General features: G+C 71.7%; 4 protein-coding genes. All 4 read left to right on the forward strand.

Going from position 1 to position 3,982, the window contains the following annotated elements:
* Positions 1–963, forward strand: a 963-nt coding sequence (locus tag VF697_RS06565; RefSeq protein WP_331092633.1) for an ABC transporter substrate-binding protein, incomplete at its 5' end; no start/stop codon positions are given.
* Between the two features lie 2 nt (positions 964–965).
* Entirely contained in the window at positions 966–1,946 is a 981-nt protein-coding gene (locus VF697_RS06570) for an ABC transporter permease (RefSeq protein WP_331092634.1), read from the forward strand.
* Positions 1,939–3,699, forward strand: coding sequence for a dipeptide/oligopeptide/nickel ABC transporter permease/ATP-binding protein (locus VF697_RS06575; protein WP_331092635.1), 1,761 nt, complete (start codon positions 1,939–1,941; stop codon positions 3,697–3,699). Before VF697_RS06570 ends, VF697_RS06575 begins: the two co-directional genes overlap by 8 nt.
* Positions 3,696–3,982 (forward strand): ATP-binding cassette domain-containing protein (locus VF697_RS06580; protein WP_331092636.1); only part of this gene is annotated, 287 nt, incomplete at its 3' end. The genes VF697_RS06575 and VF697_RS06580, both read left to right, overlap by 4 nt.

The following is a 3,982-nucleotide window of genomic DNA, read 5'->3' on the forward strand; positions in this document are numbered from 1 at the left end:
AATGACCAGGCCAACCTGGCCCTGGTGGAGGGCGAGGTGGACTGGGCCGGCAACTTCGTCCCCGCGGTGGACCGGACCTTCGTCTCCCGCGATCCGGAGCACCACGCGCGCTGGTTCCCCCTCTTCGGCAGCACCGTCTTCCTCTACCCGAACACCACGCGGCCGCCCTTCGACGACGTGCGCGTGCGCAAGGCGCTGAGCATGGCGCTGGATCGGGAGCGGCTGGTGGACATCGCCATGTACGGCTACACGCGCCCGGCGGACGCCACGGCCCTCAATGACTCCTACACGGCATGGCGGGACGCGGAGGCCGCGAAGGGCGCGTGGGTGCGCCACGACGAGGCGGCCGCCAACCGGCTGATGGACGAGGCGGGTCTCGAGCGCGGCCCGGACGGCGTGCGGCGGATGCCGGACGGACAGCCGCTGGAGCTCGAAATCGAGGTGGTGGGCGGCTGGTCGGACTGGGTGCGCGCCGGACAGGTGCTGGCCCGGGACCTGCGCAAGCTCGGCATCCAGGCCCACCTCAAGACGTACGAGTTCGGCGCCTGGTACGCGCGCCTGCAGAAGGGGGAGTTCCAGCTCGCCATCTCCTGGTCGCTGGACGGGCCCACGCCCTACACCTTCTACAAGTGGCTGCTGTCGCCGCGCACGGTGCGCCCGGTGGGCGAGGTGGCCGCGGCCAACTGGCACCGCTTCGGCGACGCGGAGGCGGACGCCCTGCTGATCCGCTTCGAAACCGAGACCTCGCCCGAGGAGCAGAAGGCCCTGATGGCCGGGGTACAGCGGCGCTTCTCCGAGCTGGCGCCGGCCATTCCCCTCTTCCCCAACCCCGCCTGGGGCGAGGCCAGCTCCCGACGCTTCACCGGCTTCCCGAGCGCGAAGAATCCCTACGCGCGCCTGTCCCCCCATGCCGAGCCCGACAGCCTGCTGGTGCTGACGGCGCTCGCCCCGAGAGAGCCCTGACGATGCACTACGCCCTCCGACGGCTCGGCTTCTATTTGATCGCGGCGTGGGCCTCGCTCACGCTGAACTTCATCATCCCCCGGCTCGCCCCGGGCGACCCGGCCTCCGCGATGTTCGCGCGCTTCGAGGGCCGGGTGCAGCCCGAGGCCATGGAGGCCCTGCGCGCCGCCTTCGGCTTCACGGATGCCCCGTTGCACGTGCAGTACTTCACCTACCTGAAGCACCTGCTCACCGGAGACCTGGGGCTGTCCTACGCGTACTACCCGTCCCGCGTGTCGGAGGTCATCGGCACGGGGCTGGTGTGGACGCTCGGGCTGGCCGGGGTCGCGGTCATCATCAGCTTCGCGGTGGGCTCGCTGCTCGGGGTGCTCGCGGCGTGGAACCGCGGCGGGTGGCTGGACTCGGTGGCGGCGCCCGTGTTCGCCTTCCTCGGGGCCTTCCCCTACTTCTGGCTGGCCATGCTGGCCCTGTACCTCTTCGGCTTCGGACTCGGCTGGTTCCCCCTGCGCCATGCGTACTCGCATGACCTGGAGCCGGGGCTGTCCTTCACCTTCGCGTTGGACGTGGCGAGGCATGCGGTGCTGCCGGCGGCCTCCATCGTGGTGGCCACGCTGGGCGGGTGGATGCTGAGCATGCGCAACACCATGGTGGCCACGCTGGGCACGGACACCCTCCGGCTGGCCCATGCGAAGGGGCTGCCGCCGCGGCAGGTGATGCTGCGGTACGCCGCGCGCAACGCGCTCCTGCCCAACGTCACCAGCTTCGGCATGGCGCTGGGCTTCGTGCTGAGCGGCTCGCTGCTGACGGAGATCGTCTTCTCGTACCCCGGCACCGGGTACCTGCTCATCCTGGCGGTGCGCAACCAGGACTACCCGCTGATGCAGGGGCTCTTCCTGGTCATCACCCTGGCGGTGCTCGCCGCCAACTTCGCAGTGGACCTGCTCTGCCTCTGGCTGGATCCGAGGACCCGCGCCCATGCGTGACTCCCTCCGACGCCTGCTCCGCCACCGGAAGGCCGCGGTGGGTGGGAGCATCCTGCTGTTCTTCCTCGTCCTGGCCCTGGTGGGGCCGTGGCTGGTGATGGATCCGAGCGACCTGGTGGGCCGGCCCCACCAGCCGCCCTCCCGCGCCCACCTGTTCGGGACGACGGGCCAGGGGCAGGACGTGCTCGCGCAGACGGTGGTGGGTGCGCGCGAGACGCTCGCGGTGGGCTTCGCGGTGGGCGCGCTCGTCACGCTGGTGGGTGCGCTCATCGGCGTGACGGCCGGCTACCTGGGCCGCCGGGTGGACGACGCGCTGTCGCTCACCACCAACGTGTTCCTCGTCATTCCCGGGCTGCCGCTGGCCATCGTCCTGGGGGCGTACCTGCCGTCCGGGCCGCTGCGGATGGTGGCGGTGCTGACGGTGGCGGGCTGGGCGTGGAACGCGCGCGTCTTCCGCGCCGAGGCGCTGTCCCTGCGCAACCGGGACTTCGTGGCCGCGGCGCTGGTGGCGGGAGAGAGCCGGGCCCGCATCATCGCGCGGGAGCTGCTGCCCAACATGGCGTCGCTGCTCGCCTCCTCCTTCATCGGAAACACGCTCTACGCGGTGGGGGCCCAGGTGGGCCTGGAGTTCCTCGGGCTGGGGGACGTGGGCTCGGTGACGTGGGGCACCAACCTCTACTGGGCCTCCAACGACGCGGCACTGCTGACGCGCTCGTGGTGGATCTTCGTCCCCACTGGCGTGGGCATCGCGCTGGTCGGCTTCTCGCTGACGCTGCTCAGCTCCGCCATCGACGAGCTGACCAACCCGGCGCTCAAGGCCCCTCCGGCGGTGGCCCCCATCACCCCGGTGGTGACGACCGCTCAGGCCGAGCCGCAGGCGCCCGGCGTCCTGCTGAGCGTGCGCGAGCTGAGCATCGAGTACGCGACGGAGCGCGGCCCGTCCCGCGTCGTGGACTCGGTGTCGTTCGACATCGCGCCCGGAGAGGTGTTCGGGCTGGCCGGGGAGTCCGGCAGCGGCAAGTCCACCATCGGCTTCGGCCTGCTGCGCCTGCTGCCGCCCGCCGCGCGCATCACCCAGGGGCGCATCCTGTTCGCCGGCACGGACGTCACCGCCCTCGACGCCTCCGCGCTGCGCGCCTTCCGCTGGTCCCAGGTGTCCATGGTGTTCCAGAGCGCCATGAGCGCGCTCAACCCCGTGCTCACCCTGGGCGAGCAGTTCCACGACACGCTGGCGGCGCACGGGCGCACCTCGCGAGCGGCCTCCTACGCACGGGCGGGGGAGCTGCTGGCCATGGTGGGGCTGTCGCCGGACCTGGTGCACGCCTGGCCGCACCAGCTCTCGGGCGGCATGCGCCAGCGGGTGGGTATCGCGCTCGCACTCGCGCTGGAGCCCAAGCTGGTGGTGATGGACGAGCCGACCACCGCGCTGGATGTGGTGGTGCAGAAGGAGCTGCTCCAGCGGATGCTGGAGCTGAAGCAGCGGCTGGGCTTCGCGGTCCTCTTCATCACCCATGACCTGCCGCTGCTGCTCGCGCTCTCCGACCGCGTGGGCATCCTCCAGGGTGGCCAGCTGGTGGAGGTGGACACCGCGCAGCGCCTGCGCACGAACGCCCGCCACCCGTACACGCGCCTGCTGCTGTCGTCCTTCCCCCATCTCACCGCCAACGACGCGACCGGGCCCTCACCGGACGTCGCGCTCGCGGCCACCGAGCCGACGCCCGCGCGGGCCGCGCTCGGAGGAGACCACCGATGAGCCCTCCCCTGCTGGAGGTCACCGGATTGTCGCGCAGCGTCCCCGTGGGAGGCTTCCTCTCGCGGACCCGGCGCACGCTGCTCAACGGCGTGTCGTTCACGCTGGAGCGGGGCGAGATCGTCGCGCTCGTGGGCGAGTCCGGAAGTGGCAAGAGCACCCTGGCCCGGCTGCTGGCGCGGCTGGACGCGCCGGACAGCGGGAGTCTGCGGCTCGGCGGCGAGGACGTGCTCGTCGGAGAGCAGCGAAGCGCCTCGCTCGCCTACCGCGGCCGCGTGCAGATGGT

The organism is Archangium sp. (genome assembly GCF_036388035.1).
Taxonomy (GTDB): domain Bacteria; phylum Myxococcota; class Myxococcia; order Myxococcales; family Myxococcaceae; genus Archangium.

Coding starts and splice junctions, on each gene's coding strand:
- VF697_RS06570 (WP_331092634.1), top strand. CDS start 966: ATGCACTACGCCCTCCGACGGCTCGGCTTCTATTTGATCGCGGCGTGG.
- VF697_RS06575 (WP_331092635.1), top strand. CDS start 1,939: ATGCGTGACTCCCTCCGACGCCTGCTCCGCCACCGGAAGGCCGCGGTG.